The 17,664-nt window shown below is 61.9% G+C and carries 21 protein-coding genes; 11 read left to right on the top strand and 10 right to left on the bottom strand.

All coding sequences use genetic code 11. The features are described 5' to 3' along the window. Positions 1–4: 4 nt before the first annotated feature. Genes V5N13_RS13060 through V5N13_RS13050 form a run of 3 tightly spaced genes read right to left on the bottom strand, consistent with a single transcriptional unit; the run spans position 5 to position 2,648 of the window. The gene (locus tag V5N13_RS13060) at positions 5–595 is read right to left on the bottom strand and encodes a helix-hairpin-helix domain-containing protein (RefSeq protein ID WP_336361113.1); all 591 of its coding nucleotides are present in this window, start codon (positions 593–595) and stop codon (positions 5–7) included. A gap of 25 nt (positions 596–620) precedes the next feature. Next, the gene (locus V5N13_RS13055; RefSeq protein ID WP_336361112.1) at positions 621–1,418 is read right to left on the bottom strand and encodes a shikimate dehydrogenase; all 798 of its coding nucleotides are present in this window, start codon (positions 1,416–1,418) and stop codon (positions 621–623) included. A gap of 57 nt (positions 1,419–1,475) precedes the next feature. Beyond that, the gene (locus tag V5N13_RS13050) at positions 1,476–2,648 is read right to left on the bottom strand and encodes a sodium:calcium antiporter (protein WP_336361111.1); all 1,173 of its coding nucleotides are present in this window, start codon (positions 2,646–2,648) and stop codon (positions 1,476–1,478) included. 83 nt (positions 2,649–2,731) lie between these two features. Here V5N13_RS13050 and V5N13_RS13045 point away from each other — a divergent pair, with 83 nt between their 5' ends. The 5 genes from V5N13_RS13045 to V5N13_RS13025 all read left to right on the top strand — a co-directional run bounded on the left by V5N13_RS13045 (position 2,732) and on the right by V5N13_RS13025 (position 6,831). Next, complete coding sequence (locus tag V5N13_RS13045; protein ID WP_336361110.1) at positions 2,732–4,054, top strand: D-aminoacyl-tRNA deacylase; 1,323 nt, start codon at positions 2,732–2,734, stop codon at positions 4,052–4,054. 97 nt (positions 4,055–4,151) lie between these two features. After that, a complete protein-coding gene (gene ftsZ, locus V5N13_RS13040; protein WP_332898358.1) occupies positions 4,152–5,306 on the top strand; it encodes a cell division protein FtsZ in 1,155 nt (384 codons plus the stop codon). A 65-nt stretch (positions 5,307–5,371) separates the two neighbouring features. Continuing rightward, positions 5,372–6,172 carry a helix-turn-helix transcriptional regulator gene (locus V5N13_RS13035; protein WP_336361109.1) on the top strand — a complete coding sequence of 267 codons (801 nt, stop codon included), beginning with the start codon at positions 5,372–5,374 and terminating at the stop codon, positions 6,170–6,172. Between the two features lie 46 nt (positions 6,173–6,218). Beyond that, positions 6,219–6,392, top strand: coding sequence for a protein translocase SEC61 complex subunit gamma (locus V5N13_RS13030; protein WP_332898356.1), 174 nt, complete (start codon positions 6,219–6,221; stop codon positions 6,390–6,392). 1 nt (position 6,393) lies between these two features. Then, complete coding sequence (locus V5N13_RS13025; protein ID WP_332898355.1) at positions 6,394–6,831, top strand: transcription elongation factor Spt5; 438 nt, start codon at positions 6,394–6,396, stop codon at positions 6,829–6,831. 75 nt (positions 6,832–6,906) lie between these two features. Here the strand turns inward: V5N13_RS13025 and V5N13_RS13020 are convergent, their stop codons facing one another. Then, complete coding sequence (locus V5N13_RS13020) at positions 6,907–7,212, bottom strand: DUF7565 family protein (protein ID WP_336361108.1); 306 nt, start codon at positions 7,210–7,212, stop codon at positions 6,907–6,909. A 120-nt stretch (positions 7,213–7,332) separates the two neighbouring features. Between V5N13_RS13020 and V5N13_RS13015 the strand changes: the two genes are divergently transcribed. Beyond that, complete coding sequence (locus V5N13_RS13015) at positions 7,333–8,067, top strand: PHP-associated domain-containing protein (protein WP_336361441.1); 735 nt, start codon at positions 7,333–7,335, stop codon at positions 8,065–8,067. Here V5N13_RS13015 and V5N13_RS13010 read toward each other — a convergent pair. Further along, positions 8,064–8,543: a metal-dependent hydrolase gene (locus V5N13_RS13010; protein ID WP_332898353.1), complete on the bottom strand. Its 480-nt coding sequence runs from the start codon at positions 8,541–8,543 to the stop codon at positions 8,064–8,066. The genes V5N13_RS13015 and V5N13_RS13010 overlap by 4 nt on opposite strands. Before the next feature lie 27 nt (positions 8,544–8,570). Beyond that, positions 8,571–9,083, bottom strand: a complete 513-nt coding sequence (locus V5N13_RS13005; RefSeq protein WP_336361107.1) for a CinA family protein — start codon at positions 9,081–9,083, stop codon at positions 8,571–8,573. 78 nt (positions 9,084–9,161) lie between these two features. Here V5N13_RS13005 and V5N13_RS13000 point away from each other — a divergent pair, with 78 nt between their 5' ends. Both V5N13_RS13000 and V5N13_RS12995 read left to right on the top strand, forming a co-directional pair. Next, on the top strand, positions 9,162–10,259 hold the full coding sequence (locus tag V5N13_RS13000) for a pyridoxal phosphate-dependent aminotransferase (RefSeq protein WP_336361440.1): 1,098 nt from the start codon (positions 9,162–9,164) through the stop codon (positions 10,257–10,259). A 163-nt stretch (positions 10,260–10,422) separates the two neighbouring features. Continuing rightward, entirely contained in the window at positions 10,423–11,466 is a 1,044-nt protein-coding gene (locus V5N13_RS12995) for an ArsA family ATPase (protein WP_332898351.1), read from the top strand. On the opposite strand, the gene V5N13_RS12990 is transcribed toward V5N13_RS12995, so the two are convergent. From V5N13_RS12990 to V5N13_RS12980, 3 genes are read right to left on the bottom strand one after another with little or no spacing between them, the layout of a single operon-like run. Continuing rightward, complete coding sequence (locus tag V5N13_RS12990; protein ID WP_336361106.1) at positions 11,463–12,284, bottom strand: SDR family oxidoreductase; 822 nt, start codon at positions 12,282–12,284, stop codon at positions 11,463–11,465. The genes V5N13_RS12995 and V5N13_RS12990 overlap by 4 nt on opposite strands. Positions 12,285–12,309: 25 nt before the next feature. After that, entirely contained in the window at positions 12,310–13,041 is a 732-nt protein-coding gene (locus V5N13_RS12985; protein ID WP_336361439.1) for an endonuclease V, read from the bottom strand. Then, positions 13,038–13,961, bottom strand: coding sequence for a rhomboid family intramembrane serine protease (locus tag V5N13_RS12980; protein WP_336361105.1), 924 nt, complete (start codon positions 13,959–13,961; stop codon positions 13,038–13,040). The genes V5N13_RS12985 and V5N13_RS12980 overlap by 4 nt, the downstream gene beginning before the upstream one ends. A 104-nt stretch (positions 13,962–14,065) precedes the next feature. On the opposite strand from V5N13_RS12980, the gene V5N13_RS12975 reads away from it, so the two are divergent. The 3 genes from V5N13_RS12975 to V5N13_RS12965 are packed head-to-tail and all read left to right on the top strand — an operon-like array spanning position 14,066 to position 16,676. After that, positions 14,066–14,500 carry a DUF5788 family protein gene (locus tag V5N13_RS12975; RefSeq protein ID WP_336361104.1) on the top strand — a complete coding sequence of 145 codons (435 nt, stop codon included), beginning with the start codon at positions 14,066–14,068 and terminating at the stop codon, positions 14,498–14,500. Continuing rightward, positions 14,497–16,236, top strand: a complete 1,740-nt coding sequence (gene polX, locus V5N13_RS12970; RefSeq protein WP_336361103.1) for a DNA polymerase/3'-5' exonuclease PolX — start codon at positions 14,497–14,499, stop codon at positions 16,234–16,236. The genes V5N13_RS12975 and polX overlap by 4 nt, the downstream gene beginning before the upstream one ends. Continuing rightward, positions 16,236–16,676 (top strand): Mut7-C RNAse domain-containing protein, encoded by a 441-nt coding sequence (locus V5N13_RS12965; RefSeq protein WP_336361102.1) that lies wholly within the window; start codon positions 16,236–16,238, stop codon positions 16,674–16,676. Before polX ends, V5N13_RS12965 begins: the two co-directional genes overlap by 1 nt. On the opposite strand, the gene V5N13_RS12960 is transcribed toward V5N13_RS12965, so the two are convergent. Further along, positions 16,673–17,530 carry a DUF7139 domain-containing protein gene (locus V5N13_RS12960; RefSeq protein ID WP_336361101.1) on the bottom strand — a complete coding sequence of 286 codons (858 nt, stop codon included), beginning with the start codon at positions 17,528–17,530 and terminating at the stop codon, positions 16,673–16,675. The two genes, V5N13_RS12965 and V5N13_RS12960, sit on opposite strands and share 4 nt — an antisense overlap. Positions 17,531–17,664 lie beyond the last annotated feature (134 nt).

The following is a 17,664-nucleotide window of genomic DNA, read 5'->3' as shown; positions in this document are numbered from 1 at the left end:
CGTTTTAGACGCGGTGTTTTGCGCGCTCAATCCAGCGCCCGACGCGCTTTGGCGACACGTCGATTGCCGCGCCAATCTCCCCCGGGTCGGCCGCGGCGAGGTCGGCAATCGAGCCGATACCGGCCGCTTCGAGGCGGTCTGCGTAGGCCGGACCGATGCCTTTGATGATGGTGAGTGGCTCGCCCGTGTCGCCTGTCGGCCCGGCGGCCTCTGCGGGTTCTGCCGCGCCGACTTCCTCGTCGGCTTCGTCCGTCATCGTTTCCGTGGAGGCAGCCGCGTCCGTCTCTTCTGCGGCCGCATCGTCCTGTTCTTCTGCCGCCTCGCGGATTGGTTCCGCCTCCATGTCTTCCGTGCTCGTGTCCGCAGGACCGACCGCCTCTGCGGGTTCCGCCGCGCCGACTTCCTCGTCGGCTTCGTCCGTCATCGTTTCCGTGGAGGCCGTCGCCGTCGTCTCAGTGGACGCCGCGGAGGAGGAGGAGTGAGAAGAGGTGTCCGCACGGTTGGCGCTTTTACCGCCGACACGCTCGCTGTCGCGCTGGTCAGGGCGCGACCCGTTCATTCCGAGTACCGATTTCAGCCAGTCAAACAGACCCATGACAGTCGATAGAAAGGCGTCGCACTTAAAGACGTTCACGTAACGCGATATTCATCACGGACACGGGCGCGTCGTTCCCCGTCCACCGTTCGAAGGCTTCGATACCCTGATAGAGCAACATCCACGCGCCATCGACCGTCGTCGCACCGACGGCACGAGCGTCGCGCAGGAGGCGGGTTTCGAGCGGGCGATACACCGCATCGAGCACAGCCAACTCGTCGTGGAGGGCGGCTTTCGGGACCGGCGTCTCGTCTGATTCCATGCCCACGCTCGTCGCGTTCACGAGGACGGACGCGTCTGCAAGGAGTGTCTCGAGGTCTGCGAGGCCGTGGCCGGTCGCGTTCGGGATGACGGCGGCGAGGTCGTGGGCTTTCTGCTCGGTGCGGTTGGCGATACGCACGGTCATGCCCTCGTCTGCGAGGCCGAAGACGATAGCACGCCCCGCCCCGCCCGCACCGACGACGACGGCGGTTCCGTCGAGTGCCACGTCGTGGTCGCGCAGGGCGCGCACCGCGCCAATTGCGTCCGTGTTGTGTCCCGTCGGCGTCTCGCCCGAGAAGTCGATGGTGTTGACCGCGCCGATGCGCGCGGCGAGGTCGTCCGGTTCGACGAAGTCGAGGACGTCCTGTTTGAACGGAATCGTCACGTTGAGGCCCGCGATGCCGAGCGCCTGTGCGCCGCGGATGGCGGCTTCGAGGGCTTCAGACGCGGGTTCGAAAGTGACGTAGCGTGCATCGAGATCGAGTTCAGCGTAGGCCGCTTCGTGCATCGGCGGCGAAAGTGAGTGGGTCACGGGGTTGCCAAGAAGGCCGAACACCTGCATGGCAAGGGACACGCGGTAGCACCGAATAAAACAGTCGCCTCGGGGCAGCAATTGAGGTCAGTGACCGCCCACGACGGACAGGTTGAGAACCACGACGTGGTAGACGAGGACGATGATGAACACGACATAGAACGCCCCGCCGATGAGGAACGGCAGCGGGTTCATGTTACGCTCGTTGACCGCTCGGGCGCGGACGTAGAGCAACACGGCCGAGACGATGGCGAGAATCGCAGAGAAGGCGTTCAGGAAGCCGGCAGTCCCCCATTCGAGGGTGAGGTTCCACGAGGTGAACAGGATGCCAAGCGTGACCGGGAGCGTGCCCTGAAATGCCATCGCGCCCGTGATGTTGCCAATCGCGAGCGTGTCTTTGTCCTGTGAAATCCAGATGATGCTGTTGAACTTCTCTGGTAACTCCGTGGCGAGTGGCGCGAGCAAGAGCGCGACCACAGCGGCTGGGATGGTGAGCACTTCAGCAGAGAAGAACTCGATTTCCGTGACGAACAGCTGTGCCCCGCCGATGATGAGGCCGAGCGCGATGAGCGTCTGGACGATGACCAGTCCCCGGGAGGGGTCGCTGCTGTACCCATTCGCCGCGTCACCGACGCCGGGAATCGGCCCCCAGCCCCGTTCGATAAACAGGCCGAGATGCAGGTCCTCTAACGCCTCGCCTTCGATGAGTTCGCCGCTTTTGAGCGAGCGATAGACGTAGAAGATGTAGAGACCGACGAGCGTGATGGCGATGGCGATTTCGAGGCTTCGCTGTTGGATGAGCGCGGCGATGAACGCGAGCGTGTAGCCAACGAGAAAGAAACTCAGGTCGCGTCGGGTCGAAACCTCGTTGAAGTGAAATTCGGGGCCGTACGCCCGACGGCGGGCGAAATACAGGACGCTCACGCCGATGAGGAACATCGCAATCGTCGCAAGCATGAACGGCGCGCCGAGAATCGCGCCGACACCGACTTCGTCCGCGCCCGAGGTGTCGCCCGTCGCAACCCCTTGGAGGATGGCAATGACGGGAATCATGGTTTCTGGAAGCGCCGTCCCCACCGCCGCGAGGATGCTTCCAGTCGCGCTTTCTGAGACGCCGAGTCGATGGCCGAGCCACTCGACGCCGTTCGTGAACACCTCTGCACCGAGGAGGAGGAGGGCGAACGAGCCGAGCAAAAGAAGACCGTTTCCGACCGTGCGGGGCAAAAACGGCACGGAAACCAAGCCGAGGTGCGGTGCCATGGACGTGCTTCTCGACAAACTCAATTAAGCGATTCTATCCACACTCCGACGGGCTTTATTGCACGTCTCTGTTAGCCATCAGCGTGATTGCACTCGTCGTGAGCCGTGCCGACTCCGCCTCCGTCCACATCGGTGAGCACCTGCGCTCGCTCGCTGACTGGACTGAATCAGAAGACGACAGCCGACCGGACGCGCGCGGTGGTGGCACCGTCTACCGCACAGACGGCTTCTGTCTGCGTGAGTTCGACGACCTGCACTTAGAACTCGAAAGCGTCGCGGACGCCTTCTCTGACCCCGAATACATCGTGTTCGCCTCGCGCCACGCGGGCGACACCGGCCCGGTGTTGACCGCCCACTTCACCGGTAACTTCGGCCCGGCCGAGTACGGCGGCGTCGACGGCGGCCTCGCCCGCGCCTGCCCGAACGCACACAAAGCCATCATCAAGGCGCTCGAAGAAGTCGCCCCGGAGGGCTACGACGTGGGGATGGAGTGTACCCACCACGGTCCTTCTGCGGTGGGCGTCCCCTCTATGTTCGTGGAACTCGGAAGCGGCGAAGAACAGTGGGAAGACCCCGAGGGCGCACGTGCGGTGGCAAAAGCCATTCTCGCGCTCAAGGGGGTTCCCGCCGACAGCGAGCGCCACCTCGTCGGCTTCGGCGGCGGCCACTACGTCCCGCGCCCGACCCGTATCGTCAAGGAGACGGCGTGGGCCGTGGGCCACATCGCTGCCGACTGGTGTTTGGCTGATATGGGTGACCCACACGAGCATCGTGACGTGCTCGCCCACGCCTTCGAGCAGAGCGCCGCCGAGTTCGCCGTCGTCGACGGCGAAAAACCCGCCCTCAGAGACGCCATCGATGCACTCGGCTACCGCGTCGTGAGCGAGACGTGGGTTCAGGAGACGAGCGACGTACCGCTCGCAGCCGTCTCGGAACTCGAAGCGGCGCTGTGCCCGGTCGATGACGGCCTTCGATTTGGCCAGATAGAGACGTGGCCGGTCGCATTCGAGACCGTCTCGCTTCCGGTCGCGCTCATCCAAGAGGCGGAAGGCACCGACCGCGAGGCAGTACGGGCGGCCGCAGAAGCACACCTGCTCGCATTCACGACCGACGAAGCTGGGACTCGGGTCGGGGGGCGCGCAGCGATTCCAAACGAACCCGCCCGTGATGCCTTCATCGACGCGCTCGTTCCGATTCTCCGCGAGAAGTACGACGAAGTCGTGCGCGAAGCCGACGCCGTCGTCGCGCGCGTTTCGACGTTCGACCCCGAAAAAGCCGCGACGCTCGGCATCCCCGAGGGGCCGAAATTTGGGAAGCTGGCAAGTGGGCAACCTGTCACGATTCGTGGTCGTGAGATACCTCCTGAAGAGGTGCGGACGTACCGGGAGCAGACGTTCACACTCTAGTTTTAACTAACATATTTTTTAATGAAATAATCGTCTGACGTGCGGCAGACAAGAGGGGAAAAATAATTACCTCTCGTCTTGAACCCATCCGTATTACATGGACTCAATTATTGAGGACGCTATCGAGGAAGCCGAGCAAGACCGAGGCGGCGAGGCTCCTCCGGGGGCAGAAAACGGTTCTAAAGGGAAGGGTATGAAAACATCCGGGACGATGACCGACGAGGAGCTGCTCTCGGTCGTAGACGACCTCAAGACGGAGATTACGGTCGTTGGCTGTGGTGGTGCAGGGAGCAACACCGTGACGCGCATGGCAGAAGAGGGGATCCTCGGCGCGACGCTCGTCGCCGCGAACACCGACGCCCAACACCTCGTCAACAACACGAAAGCAGACACGAAGATTCTCATCGGCCGAAAACGCACCGGCGGCCGCGGGGCCGGGTCCGTCCCGAAAATCGGTGAGGAAGCCGCACAGGAAGACATCGAAGACATCAACGAATCCGTCACCGGCTCCGACATGGTGTTCATCACGGCCGGTCTCGGCGGTGGCACCGGCACCGGGTCTGCGCCCGTCGTCGCACAGGCCGCACAGGACGCAGGCGCGCTCACCATCGCAATCGTCACGATTCCGTTCACTGCAGAAGGTGAACGACGTCGCGCGAACGCGGACGCTGGCTTAGAACGCCTGCGCTCGGTCGCGGACACGGTCATCGTCATCCCGAACGACCGCCTGCTCGACTACGCGCCGAACATGCCGCTGCAGGACGCCTTCAAAATCTGTGACCGCGTCCTCATGCGCTCGGTGAAGGGCATGACCGAACTCATCACGCGCCCCGGCCTGGTCAACGTGGACTTTGCCGACGTTCGCACCATCATGGAGAACGGTGGCGTCGCCATGATTGGCCTCGGAGAGAGCGACACCGAGAGCAAGGCGAAAGACTCCGTCCGGTCTGCGCTCCGTTCGCCGCTGCTCGACGTCGAGTTCAAAGGCGCGAACTCCGCGCTCGTCAACGTCGTTGGTGGCCCGGACATGAGCATCGAAGAAGCCGAAGGCGTCGTCGAAGAAATCTACGACCGCATCGACCCAGACGCACGCATCATCTGGGGCGCAACGGTCAACGAGGACTACGAGGGCAAGATGGAGACGATGATTGTCGTCACCGGTGTCGAATCACCACAAATCTACGGCAAGAGCGAAGCAGAGCGCGAAAAAGCGGCCCAGCAGGTCGGCGACGACATCGATTTCGTCGAATAATCCCGACTGTTCAATTTTCCGAACAATCTAGCGAACCTCATATAGCGCGCAGACTCACTATAGGTATGGACCACCCGTTGGCGGACATCGAGTTCCTCGCCCGCTCCACCAACCGGGTTGTGGTTCTCGACACACTCGCGACGCGGCCGTGCACCCGAGACGAACTCATAGACGCGACCGGTGCTTCCCGAGTGACACTCGGTCGGATTCTCACAGACCTCCAGACGCGTGGTTGGATTCGCAAAGACGGAAACGAGTATCGCGCAACCTCGATTGGCCGGTTGGTCGCAACCCAGTTCAACGAACTCATCGAGACGACGGAGACCGCAAACAAGCTCCACGACATCATCCAGTGGCTCCCCGCAGACGAATTCGATTTTCCGCTCACGTGTCTCCACGACGCAACCATCATCCGTCCCTCACAGAGCGACCCGCTCGCGCCGATTCGCTGGGCAGCAACCTACCTGCGACAAGCAGACGAGGTCGAAATGCTCACACACTCGGTCGCAGCCGAGAATCTCGAAGCCAACTGGCAGGCCGTCGCCAACGGCACCCAGCAATTGAGCGCCGTGCTCACCCGGGGAGTGGTCGAAACGATTCGTGAAGACGCCGTCCTCGCCACCCAAATGGCAGAGATGGTCGAAACGGGCAACGCCTCCATCCACGAATACGACGGGGACGTCCCGTACGTCGTGATGGTCACCGACCACAAGACGTTGCTCGGGGTCGATGACGACCAGCGAATGCCACGTGCGCTCATCATCACCGAAGACGAACACGTTAGGGCGTGGGCGAGCGACACGATTGCCGAATATCGACGGGCTGCGACCCTTGTGACCCCCGAACTGTTCTCGGTTGAGGGGTGAGGCTGTAAGCAATAAATAGAAAAAGGCGGGGAGGTAACACCTCGGCATGGAAGTTCCGTTTAAGCTCTCGTCATACACACGAGTGCTCAAGCTTGCGAGTACGCCATCGCGAGAGGAGTTCTCTCAGATTGCGAAGATTGCCGGAGCAGGCATCGTGTTAGTTGGGCTGCTCGGATTCGTCATCTTCGTAATCATGAGCTTCGTCCCGGGCGGTGCGTAAAATGCCGATTTACGCCGTCAAGACGACAGCCAGCCAAGAGCGCACCGTCGCAGACATGATTATCAACCGCGAGGAGGACGAGATTCACGCCGCACTCGCCCCCGACTCGCTCACGAGCTACGTGATGGTCGAAGCCGACAACGACGCCGTCATCAAGCGCGTTTTAGAGGAGATCCCCCACGCGCGCACCATCGTCCCCGGTGAGAGTTCGATCGGTGAAGTCGAACACTTCCTCTCGCCAAAGCCCGACGTCGAAGGGATTGCAGAGGGCGACATCGTCGAACTCATCGCTGGGCCGTTCAAAGGCGAGAAGGCGCAGGTTCAACGCATCGACGAAGGCAAAGACCAGGTGACGGTCGAACTGTACGAAGCGACCGTTCCGATTCCGGTCACCGTGCGCGGCGACCAGATTCGCGTGCTCGACTCAGAAGAGCGATAATCGCAGGTTTCTCGCGTTTTCCCAGGATACAGAGCCACGGCTCTCCCCACTAACGTAGTCGAAAACGTGTCGGCCTCAGACGGCGTGGCCAGCCTGTTCGATGCGTGCGAGCACTTCGTTTAAATCGACTTCCGATTCGATATCTTCGAGAATCTTCTCACGGCGGCGTACATCTGCGGCGTTCGCGCCGTAGGCGCGGACGTACTCTGCGCGTGTGTGTTCCTCGAACGCGTGTTTGATGGCGAAGTAGCCGTCCGGCATGACCGTGCCACACACCTGACATTCGTGGTGTGTGTGGTCGGTTGCTTGATGGACGGCCGCACTTTCTACGCTCTCGAACTGGTTACCACAGCCCTCGATGGCGCACTCCCAAGGTGACATCCGTACTGAATTGTTGCGGTGGGTGATATATACAATTTCCTCCGTGTTGCGCAAATCAGAATCACTTAATCCCTTGCGACGAAACCAACGGCCGTGAGTCGTGACGAGTTTCGTGTCGACATGCACGTCAAAATCCTCGATGAGAAGGTCGTAGCCAGAGCCAAAGCGCGTGGAATCGACGCGCTCGTCTACGCGCCCCACTTCACGCGTCTTTCGACCATCAACGCGCGAGCGGCCGCCTTTTCAGACGACGACCTCCTCGTCATCCCCGGCCGCGAACTGTTCACCGGCGACTGGAAGACGCGAAAGCACATCCTCGCCCTCGGCCTTTCCGAACCCGTCCCGGATTTCATCACGCTCGACGGAGCGATGACCGAACTCGCCCGCCAGAACGCCGCGGTTCTCGTCCCACACCCGGAGTTTCTCACCGTCAGCATGGAGCAACCGGACATCGAACGCTTCGCAGACCGCATCCACGGCGTCGAAGCCTACAACCCGAAACACTGGCCCCACCAGAACCGACGGGCAAAAGAAATCATCCGCGAGACCGGACTGTCGGGGTTCACCTCGTCGTACGCCCACATGCGCGGCACCATCGGTGAGGCGTGGACGGCGTTCGACGAACGCTTCGAGACCACAGCTGACCTCGTCACCGCCCTCCGCGAGGGCGTTCCTCGCCGGGTGATGCATCGAACCGGTATCGGACACAGGCTGCGCTGTCTCGCTGAGTTCGCCCACCTCGGCTACGAGAATAGCTACGGGAAAATCGACCGCCTCTTTCTCTCCGGCACGGAGCCAACCCACCCAGACCACATCGCCTACGGCGGGCGGTTCGACGACATCAGCGTCTACTAAATCAAGCCGAGTGACTGGAAGGCGATCTGGGAGAGCGGTTCGCGGTAGATGATGACTGCTGCACCGATGAGTTCAACTGCCGTCACCGCGAGCATCACCGCATCCGCGTAGCGGCTGCTCACGGGCACGCCGACGGGCAGATTGTACTCCTTTTCGAACGGATAGAACAGCGCAATGCCGCGTTTCGACCCGAGGATGTCGAGGATGTAGTGCGTCAAAATACCAATCCAGACGTAGTGGAGGTTCCCGAAGTAGGTCGGCCACGCGGCGAACACGCCGAGGACGAGCAGATTGTGGAGCGTTTTTCGGTGGCGGCCAAAGTCCGTGTCAACGTCGGGGAAGAGCGCACCAAGCACGACGGGGACACTCACTTCGGCAATCGTTCGGAGCGTCTCGATGTCGCCGCTCGGATGGAGGATATAGCCCAGTCCGATGCTCAACAACAGGGCGTTCAGCACGTGGCCTCGTTTGTTCATCGACAGCGAAGCGAACGCGACGCCACCCTACAAGGTTTTCCGTTTTTCTATCGCAGAGAGTAGGTCTGAGAGCGCTTGGTGGGCGATGTGTCGTTTGATGTCTGTGCGTGTTCCCTCGAACTGGTGGCGAGTAACGGTGGTTTCCGAGGTTCCGGTTCCCCACTCCCCCGCAAAAGAGACGCCGATGAACACCGTTCCAACGGGTTTCTCGGGCGTGCCACCGTCCGGCCCCGCGATTCCAGTGGTCGCCACACCCCACGTCGTGTCGGCGGTGTCGCGGACGCCCCGTGCCATCTCACGGGCGACCTGGTCGCTCACCGCGCCGTGTTCGTCGAGCGACTCGCGGTTGACCGCAAGGAGCGCACGCTTCGCGTCGTAGGAGTAGGTGACGACGCTCCGGTCGAAGTAATCACTCGACCCGGGAACGTCGGTGAGCAGCGAGCCAACGAGCCCACCGGTACAGGATTCGGCTACGGCAACGGTTTCTCCCTGTGCGCGCAGCGCATCGCCAACGCGCACCTCGATTGCGTCATCGGTCATGGCAGCGTAATGGGTCGCCGCGCGCAAGAAACCCACTCCCAACGAAAGAACAACCATGCCGGACTCCATGGATGGCATATGGACTACGAGACGCCGCTGTTCTTTCGCGTGATGCAGTACGCGGCGAACGCAGACCGAGACGTCATCGACATGGTGAGCGGAAATCCTGATTGGGGCTCGCCGCCTGCGCTGAGCCAGGGGTTGCACGACTACGCAGACCTCGGCGGTGACGAGTTCCAGTACCCGCCGAGCGAAGGACTGTTCGAACTCCGCCAGGAGATTGCGGCGCGCAGAGATGTGTCTATAGACCGTATCGTCGTCACGAACGGCGCGGGCGAGGCGAACTACCTCGCCATGGCGGGTGCGCTTGAGCGCGATGCCGGAGACGAAGTCATTCTGACTGACCCCGTCTACCCCTACTATCCGGGCAAGACGAAGATGCTCGGTGGGAGGCCGAAATACGTCCCTGCAGACGAAAACGGGACGCTCAACCCAGGGGCCGTGCGTGAAGCGGCGAGTGAGGAGACGGCACTCATCGTGGTGAACACGCCGAACAATCCGACGGGGGCCGTCTACGACCGTGAGTCGATGGCCGAGTTCGTCGCCATCGCAGAGGAGTACGACGCCATCCTCGTGAGCGACGAGGTGTACGACGAGTTCGACTACTCGGGGACGTTCACGAGCGCGCTCTCGTTCGACTCAGACCACTACGTCGTCACCAACGCCTACTCGAAGTCGTTCGCCATCACGGGATTTCGCGTGGGCTACGCCATCTTCCCCGAGGAATTGGTCGCCGGAGCGAAAACCCGCCACATGCTCGTGAACGTCACTGGGCCACGGCCCTCGCAGTACGCCGTGTTGCAGGCGCTTAGAGAGACGCCCGCGTCGTACCACGCAGAGACCCGTGAGCTGCTCGCTGAGCGTATCGAGACGTTCACCGACGCGCTGGACGAAGCCGGGGCTGCCTACAACCGACCTGCTGGTGGCTTCTACGTCATGGCGCGCTTCGACGGCTTCCCGGGGACGCTCGACAACGTCTTTCGCCTCATCGACGAGGCGGGCGTCGCGGGGATGCCCGGCGAAGCCTTCGGTGAGAGCAGAGGCGACTGGCTGCGCTTTGCGCTCGTGACGCCGCGCGCGACGGAGGCGGCCACCCGACTGGCCGACTACTTCTAGCGAAACCCTCTCGGGGTAGTCGGACTGTTGGTCACGGGTTTGCGTGACCACCTCACACCGGTCTGGCGGTGTGAATGCGTCCGCATTGTGCTGGTTTTGCCTTCGTATCTAAACCCCCGGGGCGACCGAGAAGTACACAAACCCCCGCGAGTAACGGGCGACCATGAGTGAACTGACCGTCGAGCCGGTCGAATCAATCGACGACGCAGACGTTCCGGTCGGTGTTGACGCCCCGAAATACGTGTTGTACGGCGGCAAAGGCGGCGTCGGAAAGACGACGATGGCCGCGGCGACGGCCCTCGCGAGCGCCCGTGACGGCACTGCCACGCTCGTCGTTTCGACCGACCCGGCCCATTCGCTCTCGGACACGTTCGAGACGCAGATTTCTCCAGAGCCAGCCCGTATTCGTGACGACGTACCGCTCTACGGCGCGGAAATCGACCCCGATGCGGCGATGGAAGACGGCATGTTCGGCGCGGGTGGGAGCATGGACGGTATGGGCGGCCTCGGTGAACTGCTGCCTGGGGATGACGAGGATGAAAATCCGCTCATGGGCGGGACGATGCCCGGCGCAGACGAGGCGGCCGCGATGCGTCTCTTGCTCCAGTACATGGACGACGAGCGCTTCGAGCGCGTCGTCATCGACACCGCTCCCACGGGCCACACGCTGCGCCTACTCGAACTCCCCGAGGTGCTCGACTCGATGGTCGGGCGTTTCATCAAACTCCGCCAGCGCTTCAGCGGGATGATGGAGGGACTCAAAGGGATGTTCGGCGACGGCCAGAACCCGGAAGAAGGAATCGGCGACTTAGAGGAGTTCGCCGCCCGCATCGAACGCCTGCGTGCGACGCTGCGCGACCCCGCACAGACAGACTTCCGCATCGTCATGGTGCCGGAGGAGATGAGCGTCGTCGAATCCCAGCGCCTGCTCTCGCGGCTCACTGAGTTCAAAATCCCCGTCAGCACCGTCGTCGTGAATCAGGTGATGGAGAATCTGACGGACGTGACGGGCATCGAAACCGACTGGTTCGTCTCGCCAAACCTCGACTCCTGTGAGTTCTGCCAGCGCCGCTGGAAGGTCCAACAGAACGCGCTCACGAAGGCCCAAGACCTGTTCATGGGGCACACGGTAAAGCGCGTGCCGCTGTTCGCAGACGAAGTACGCGGAGAACAGATGTTGCGGGTCGTCGCCGCCTGCCTCGATTAGAGGAACCGGCGCGCCTGCCGGTAGGCGAAGTCAATCCAACTTGCAGGAATGAATCGGGCGTACTCGCCGTATTTGGCCGGTTTGCCGACCTGATAGCGGGAGTGTGGATTCGGCGAGAACGCGGCTTCGATGATGTCTTCTGCGACGCGCTCAGGGGTGACCGCACCAATGCTTCCGCCACCGAGCAGCGACGTGTCGTCGAACAGTTTGTAGAACGTTGCGTACGCCTCAGACCGGTCGAGTTCATTGAGTTCGTCATCCACGCGAGCTGAGAACTTCGTTTCAACCGGGCCGGGTTCGACGAGCACCACGTCGATACCGAACTCCTCGACTTCGACGCGGAGGGCGTCTGACATGGCTTCGAGCGCGAACTTAGAGCCGCTGTAGACGCCGGTTCCGGGCATGGAGATGCGTCCGAGCACCGATGAGACGTTGATGATTTTCCCCTCGCCTTCCTCGCGCATGTGCGGGAGGACGGCGCGAATCAGGCGATGTGGACCGAACACGTTCACGTCGAACTGCTGTTGGGCCTCTGCGGGTGTGATGTCCTCGACGGGGCCGAGTTTGCCGTAGCCAGCGTTGTTCACGAGACAGTCGATGCGACCGTGTTCCTCGATGATTCGGTCGACAACGCGCGCTACATCCTCGCCTTTGGTCACGTCCAACTCGGCGGTGTGCGCGCCGGCGTCTGCGAGGGCTTCGATGTCGGCGGTGTCGCGGGCGGTCGCGTACACTTCCCACTCCGTATCGAGAAATTCTTGGACGGTTGCACGGCCGATGCCGGACGAGCAACCAGTGATGAGGGCGGTTTTCGTCATTGTTTGACCCTCTTTCTGTGGACAGTTAACTGTCAGTGGTTCGCTTCACTTCTGCCGCGTAGGTGTCGGCAAGCCGCGTCGGTTCTGGCAGTTTGTATTTTGTTGAAGTCGCTTCCACGAGGGTTGCGGCGGTTGCTGCGCTCACCCGGTGGCCCGGACTCACGTAGAGTGGGTTGATTTGTTTCGAGTTCGGGTACTGGCGCGTTTGGACGGCGTAGCCAATTATCTCCCCGGTGGGTGCGTCCACGGAATCGTCGGCTTCGATGGGGACGCGCGTGCCCGCCTCGCGGCCGGAAACAGAGCCTTTAGGGTTCCCACAGAGCAGGCTCTTTGCCACGCCAATCGACGGAATGTCGAGCATGACGCCGATGTGCGTGGCGATGCCCGCCTGCCTGAAGTGGATGCGCCCGCTGCCGTCGAACATAACGAGGTCGGGCGTTGTTTCGAGGGTTTCGAACGCATCGAGAATCGGCCCACCCTCGCGGAACGCAAGGAGGCCGGGAATGTACGGAATCGAAATCGGCGAGATGGCGGACGTGCGCTCTACGACCTCGCCACCTCGCATGACGACGATGGCGCTCACGGCGGTCTCGTCGTCGAGAAACGCTTGGTCAACGCCTGCGATGAGCGCGGTTTCAGGGTCGATTTCGACAGTATCTTCAAACACAGCGACTTCTGCGAGTTCGCGCTGAAGGTGCTCCATCTCGGCACGCGAGAGCGCCGGGTCGGGCGCGAACTCCGGATGTTTCACGGTCAGAATGGGCCGCGTCTCCGTCCGGGGCCGCCGCGGCCACCGCCGCCGAACTGGAGTTGTTCGGGGGCGCGCTCACCGCGCTGTTTCAGCAGGTAGCCGTAGATGAGGCCGATGCCAAGTCCGGAGAGGTGAGCGAGTTGGGCAACACCGCCTGCGCCGATACCGAAGGAAGCGGAGACGAGCACCGAGTAGCCGGCGAACAGCGCCGTCGCAGCCCACAGCGGCATCGGGATGATGAAGTACAGGTAGATGCGCAGGTTGGGATTGAGCACGGTCAAGACGCCCATGAGCGCGGCGATTGCGCCGCTCGCACCAACCACGCCACCGCCCCCAGCACCACCAGTCAGAATCGCCGCGCCGATTTGGGAGAGGCCAGCAATCATCCCTGCGCCAAGGAACAATGCGCTGAACTTGAGCGACCCGACCCGGCGTTCGACAATCGGGCCGAAGAAGTACAGCACGATGCTGTTGATTGCGATGTGGGTGAAGCCGCCGTGGGAGAAGATAGACGTGACCCACGTCCAGACGTACTCTGGATGTTGCGGAGTTAAGACGAACACCGCTCGCCACAGCGGGGAGTTCTGGGGCGCAACGAACAACGGGAAGACAGCGATTTCGATGATGAACCAGACCCACATCAGCCCGAGGAAGACGAAGGTCATGTTGTTGCGGAAGTAGCCGAGGAACCCGCCGGTTCCGGTGTTCACGTTCACGCGGTTGAATACGGCTTGCGAACGGCCGCCTTCGTTCCGGACGCTGTCGTCGAAATCACTCGCGAAGATGCCCTGCGGGTCGTTCCAGTTTTCCAGCCCGGGGCAGTGGTGATTCTCGGGTAGTCGGTGGTCAGAACAATAGGTTCCACCGCAGTGTCGGCAGTTGTAGGGTAGATTCTCGTGTCTGCCACACTGGTCACACGTCGCCATTGGCTTCGATACGAACCCGAGCATAAAAAGGGGTTGGGGTAAGCCCCGGGGCTCACAGGGGCGCGGGGCTGTAGATTTTTGCCCGTCCACCCTGTAGTCTGGGTGTGAAAGAGTTCGAGCGAAAACAGCGCCTTGAACGCATCGAACGCGAAGGCGCGACGGTGGGTGCGGACATTCCAGACCGCATCGTGGTACAGGGAGAGCCGCTCGACCTGCGGTCGTTCGTCTTCGAAATCAAACGCCTCGACACGGTTCCGCCGGGAAAACAGGACGAGGTTGACGAAGCGAAAAAGAATCTCAGACGCGAGCGAAACGAGCGCCGAGACCGCCTCGAAGAGGGCGACATCTCGGTCGAGGAAGCAGACGACCTCGTGTCCGCGATTATTGGCATCGACCGGGCGCTGAACGCGCTCCAACAGCTCGGCCCGGCGAACTTAGAACAGCAGATATCGGCCCAACAAGCCGCAGACCAGAAACGCTGGATGAACTTCCTGAAACAGGCGCTTGGCAAGCAGAAAAGTCAGGGACGCGGTCGATGAGCCGCAATCACGAAGTCGCCGCCCTGTTCGAGGAGTTCGCAGACTTACTCGACGCGAAAGGCGTCGAGTACAAGCCTCGCTCGTACCGGCGGGCGGCAGAGAACATCCGCGAACACCACCGCGACATCGAAGTGCTCGCGGCAGACGGCCAAGACGCAGTCGAGGAGATTTCGGGCGTCGGTGACGCCATCTCCTCGAAGGTGGTCGAGTACTTCGAAACCGGTGAGATTGCAGAGTTAGTCGAACTCAGAGCGGAGTTGCCGGTCAACATGGCCGAACTCACCGCCGTCGAAGGCGTCGGCCCGAAAAGTGTGGGAAAGCTCTACGAAGCGCTCGGCATCACGACGCTCGATGAGCTTGAGGAAGCCGCAAAAGCCGGAAAGATTCAGGAAATTTCCGGGTTCGGCGCGAAAACCGAGGAAAACATCCTCGAAAACATTCCGTTCGCCCGCGAATCGCAGAGCCGTGAACTGCTCGGAGAGGCGCGCCCACTCGCGGAGTCCATTCTCGCCTACTTCGAGGACGTTTCGGAAGCCGAGAAGTGGGAGGTTGCGGGATCGCTGCGCCGGTGGAAAGCCACTATTGGCGACATCGACATCCTCGCCGCGAGCGACGAGCCGCAAGCGGTCATCGAGGCGTTCACCGACTGGGCCGATGTAGACGACGTCATCGAAGCGGGCACGAAAAAGGCAGCCGTCCGCGCTGGCGGCCTCAGAATCGACCTCCGGGTCGTGGATGTCGCAGATTTCGGCGCGGCGCTCCAGTACTTCACCGGGAGCAAAGCCCACAACGTCCACCTCCGGAACATCGCCATTGACCAAAATCTGAAGATGAACGAGTACGGCGTCTTCGACGTTTCAGCGGTTGACGACCCGGACGCGGGCCAGCGTGTTGGTGAGCGCGTCGCGGGCGAGACAGAGGAGAGCATGTACGACGCCCTCTCGGTGCCGTGGATGCCGCCCGAACTCCGCGAAGACCGCGGCGAAATCCAAGCCGCACTCGACGGTGACCTGCCGACGCTCATCGACGAAGACGACATTCGCGGCGACCTCCACCTCCACACCGAGTGGTCTGACGGGAACAACACCATCGAAGAGATGGTCGAGGGCGCGGCCGCGTTCGGCTACGACTATCTCTGCATCTCAGACCACGCCACGGGGCCGGGAATGGTCGGCGGCGTTGGCTTAGAAGACGACGAACTACTCGACCAACTCTCGGAGATTCGAACCGTCGCAGAAGACGCCTCCATCGAGGTGTTCGCGGGGGTCGAAGCCAACATCGACGACGAGGGCGGCATCTCGATTGGCGAGGAAGTCGCAGCGGCACTCGACATCGTCGTCGCGTCGCCACACAGCAACTTAGACGGCGATGCAACGGACAGGCTCGTCGCGGCCGTTTCGAACCCACACGTGGCCATCCTCGGCCACCCGACCGGCCGCCTGCTCAATCAGCGCCCGGGTCTCGAATTCGATATCGAGGAAATTGCCAAAGCGGCTGCGGCACACGACACGGCGCTCGAAATCAACGCCAATCCCCGCCGTCTCGACCTCTCCGGGAGCATGGTTCAACAGGCGCTCAAACACGGCGCGACCATCTCCATCAACACCGACGCTCACCGACCCGAGAATTACGAACTCATCCGCTACGGCGTCCACACCGCTCGGCGCGGCTGGGCGGAAGCAGACGACGTGCTCAACACGTGGTCGGCCGACGACGTGCGCGACTTCTTTGGCTGATGGCCCGGCGTCTCTTGCTCGACGTGATGCTCGGGCGGCTTGCAAGCTATCTGCGGATGTGTGGCTACGATACCGTCTACGCGCTCGACCGCGATGTCGAAGCAGACGACGCGCTTCGCACGATTGCTGAACAAGAGGGGCGAACGCTAGTGACCCGAGACGTGTCGCTGGCAGCACAGGTTCCAGAGAGCATCCTCCTACGCGAACGCGAGGTGACAGACCAACTCCGCGAACTGCAGACGGCTGGACTCGCGCTCGAACTCGAAGCGCCCACCTATTGTGGACGGTGTAACGGTGCGTTGGCCGAGTCGTCACCGGAAACGCCACCTGAGTACGTTCCCGATGGAGTGAGCACGCTCTGGCTGTGTGTAGACTGCGGTCAGTACTTTTGGAAAGGAAGTCATTGGAAGCGAGTCGGAGAGACGCTTCAGTCGCTTTAGCGGTCTAAGTTGTAGTGCCACTGCGCACACGGCTCCATGTCGTCCATGACCTCGTCGTGTGCGCCACAGTAGGGTTTGCGACCCTGTGGCGTCTGAACGTACTCGAAATGCGAGCAATTGCCACAGTAACGGTCTGCCGGGCGTGGCGGCGTTGGCTGGTCTAAGAGTTCTGCGCCGTCGTCGGTCGGCACGTCCCGTACCGTCTGCGTGTTTGCCCCGCCGTCGCTGATGTGGCGCGCGTGGCGCGAGGTCTGGCGGGCGTTTTGCACTGCCGTTTGGGTTTCGACTTCGCCATCCGGTTGGACACCGAGCAGGCCAATTCCGCCAAGGCCGCCCGAGAGCGCCGGGCCATCGACAGCCACGATACGCGTTTTCCCTTCCTTGGTGACTTCGAGTTTGACCGTCCCGCCGGGTTTGTTGCGGACTTTGAAGTTCGCAACCCCAGCGAACAGACACCAGAACGTGGTCATCGTTCCGAAGAAATAGATTGCGACCACGGGGAGTGTGAGGTCGACGGGGTCGCGAAACCACATCGTCGGGAAGGCGTACCAGAACAGCGCGACACCGGAGAGCGCGATGCTTGCGCCGCCTGCCGCGAGCAGTCGCGTTCTCCGACCTGCCGGAAGCACGCTGAAGATGCCGACGAACACCGCGGGAAGGCCCACACCAGCGAGCACGCCCGCGATTTCTCGTGACTGCCAGAGCGCGTCACCGACGACGTTCGTCGTCGCAATGACGATGCCGAGGACGACGAGTACCGACCCGACGGCGAACAGACTCAAGCCGAGGTACAGCCGTTGGAGGCTCGCTTCTGTGCCGATATTCCCCTCGTACACCTCCGTCAGGCTGGTCATGCGGGAATCTACACTGGCCTTCCACAAAACAGTACGTCAGACACCACTCCGAATTCTGTCACAATGCGCGCAAAGCGCGGGCGAGACTCCTCACAACTGGAAAACGCACCGAGTCGAAAGGTCTAATCACGGGG

The organism is Haladaptatus sp. ZSTT2 (assembly GCF_037081775.1).
In the GTDB taxonomy this organism is placed as follows: domain Archaea; phylum Halobacteriota; class Halobacteria; order Halobacteriales; family Halococcaceae; genus QDMS2.
Note: the sequence above shows the minus strand (reverse complement) of the source record. Positions and strands in the feature narration are given on the sequence as shown.

Excerpts from the sequence above, each read along its gene's own strand:
- V5N13_RS12990 (WP_336361106.1), bottom strand. The coding sequence starts at position 12,284 with ATGACGAAAACCGCCCTCATCACTGGTTGCTCGTCCGGCATCGGCCGT.
- V5N13_RS13025 (WP_332898355.1), top strand. The coding sequence starts at position 6,394 with ATGCCGATTTACGCCGTCAAGACGACAGCCAGCCAAGAGCGCACCGTC.
- polX (WP_336361103.1), top strand. The coding sequence starts at position 14,497 with ATGAGCCGCAATCACGAAGTCGCCGCCCTGTTCGAGGAGTTCGCAGAC.
- V5N13_RS12960 (WP_336361101.1), bottom strand. The coding sequence starts at position 17,530 with ATGACCAGCCTGACGGAGGTGTACGAGGGGAATATCGGCACAGAAGCG.
- ftsZ (WP_332898358.1), top strand. The coding sequence starts at position 4,152 with ATGGACTCAATTATTGAGGACGCTATCGAGGAAGCCGAGCAAGACCGA.
- V5N13_RS13050 (WP_336361111.1), bottom strand. The coding sequence starts at position 2,648 with ATGGCACCGCACCTCGGCTTGGTTTCCGTGCCGTTTTTGCCCCGCACG.
- V5N13_RS12995 (WP_332898351.1), top strand. The coding sequence starts at position 10,423 with ATGAGTGAACTGACCGTCGAGCCGGTCGAATCAATCGACGACGCAGAC.
- V5N13_RS13015 (WP_336361441.1), top strand. The coding sequence starts at position 7,333 with ATGCACGTCAAAATCCTCGATGAGAAGGTCGTAGCCAGAGCCAAAGCG.
- V5N13_RS13030 (WP_332898356.1), top strand. The coding sequence starts at position 6,219 with ATGGAAGTTCCGTTTAAGCTCTCGTCATACACACGAGTGCTCAAGCTT.
- V5N13_RS12980 (WP_336361105.1), bottom strand. The coding sequence starts at position 13,961 with ATGGCGACGTGTGACCAGTGTGGCAGACACGAGAATCTACCCTACAAC.
- V5N13_RS13055 (WP_336361112.1), bottom strand. The coding sequence starts at position 1,418 with ATGCAGGTGTTCGGCCTTCTTGGCAACCCCGTGACCCACTCACTTTCG.
- V5N13_RS13010 (WP_332898353.1), bottom strand. The coding sequence starts at position 8,543 with ATGAACAAACGAGGCCACGTGCTGAACGCCCTGTTGTTGAGCATCGGA.
- V5N13_RS12965 (WP_336361102.1), top strand. The coding sequence starts at position 16,236 with ATGGCCCGGCGTCTCTTGCTCGACGTGATGCTCGGGCGGCTTGCAAGC.
- V5N13_RS13005 (WP_336361107.1), bottom strand. The coding sequence starts at position 9,083 with ATGACCGATGACGCAATCGAGGTGCGCGTTGGCGATGCGCTGCGCGCA.
- V5N13_RS13035 (WP_336361109.1), top strand. The coding sequence starts at position 5,372 with ATGGACCACCCGTTGGCGGACATCGAGTTCCTCGCCCGCTCCACCAAC.
- V5N13_RS13000 (WP_336361440.1), top strand. The coding sequence starts at position 9,162 with ATGGACTACGAGACGCCGCTGTTCTTTCGCGTGATGCAGTACGCGGCG.
- V5N13_RS13060 (WP_336361113.1), bottom strand. The coding sequence starts at position 595 with ATGGGTCTGTTTGACTGGCTGAAATCGGTACTCGGAATGAACGGGTCG.
- V5N13_RS13020 (WP_336361108.1), bottom strand. The coding sequence starts at position 7,212 with ATGTCACCTTGGGAGTGCGCCATCGAGGGCTGTGGTAACCAGTTCGAG.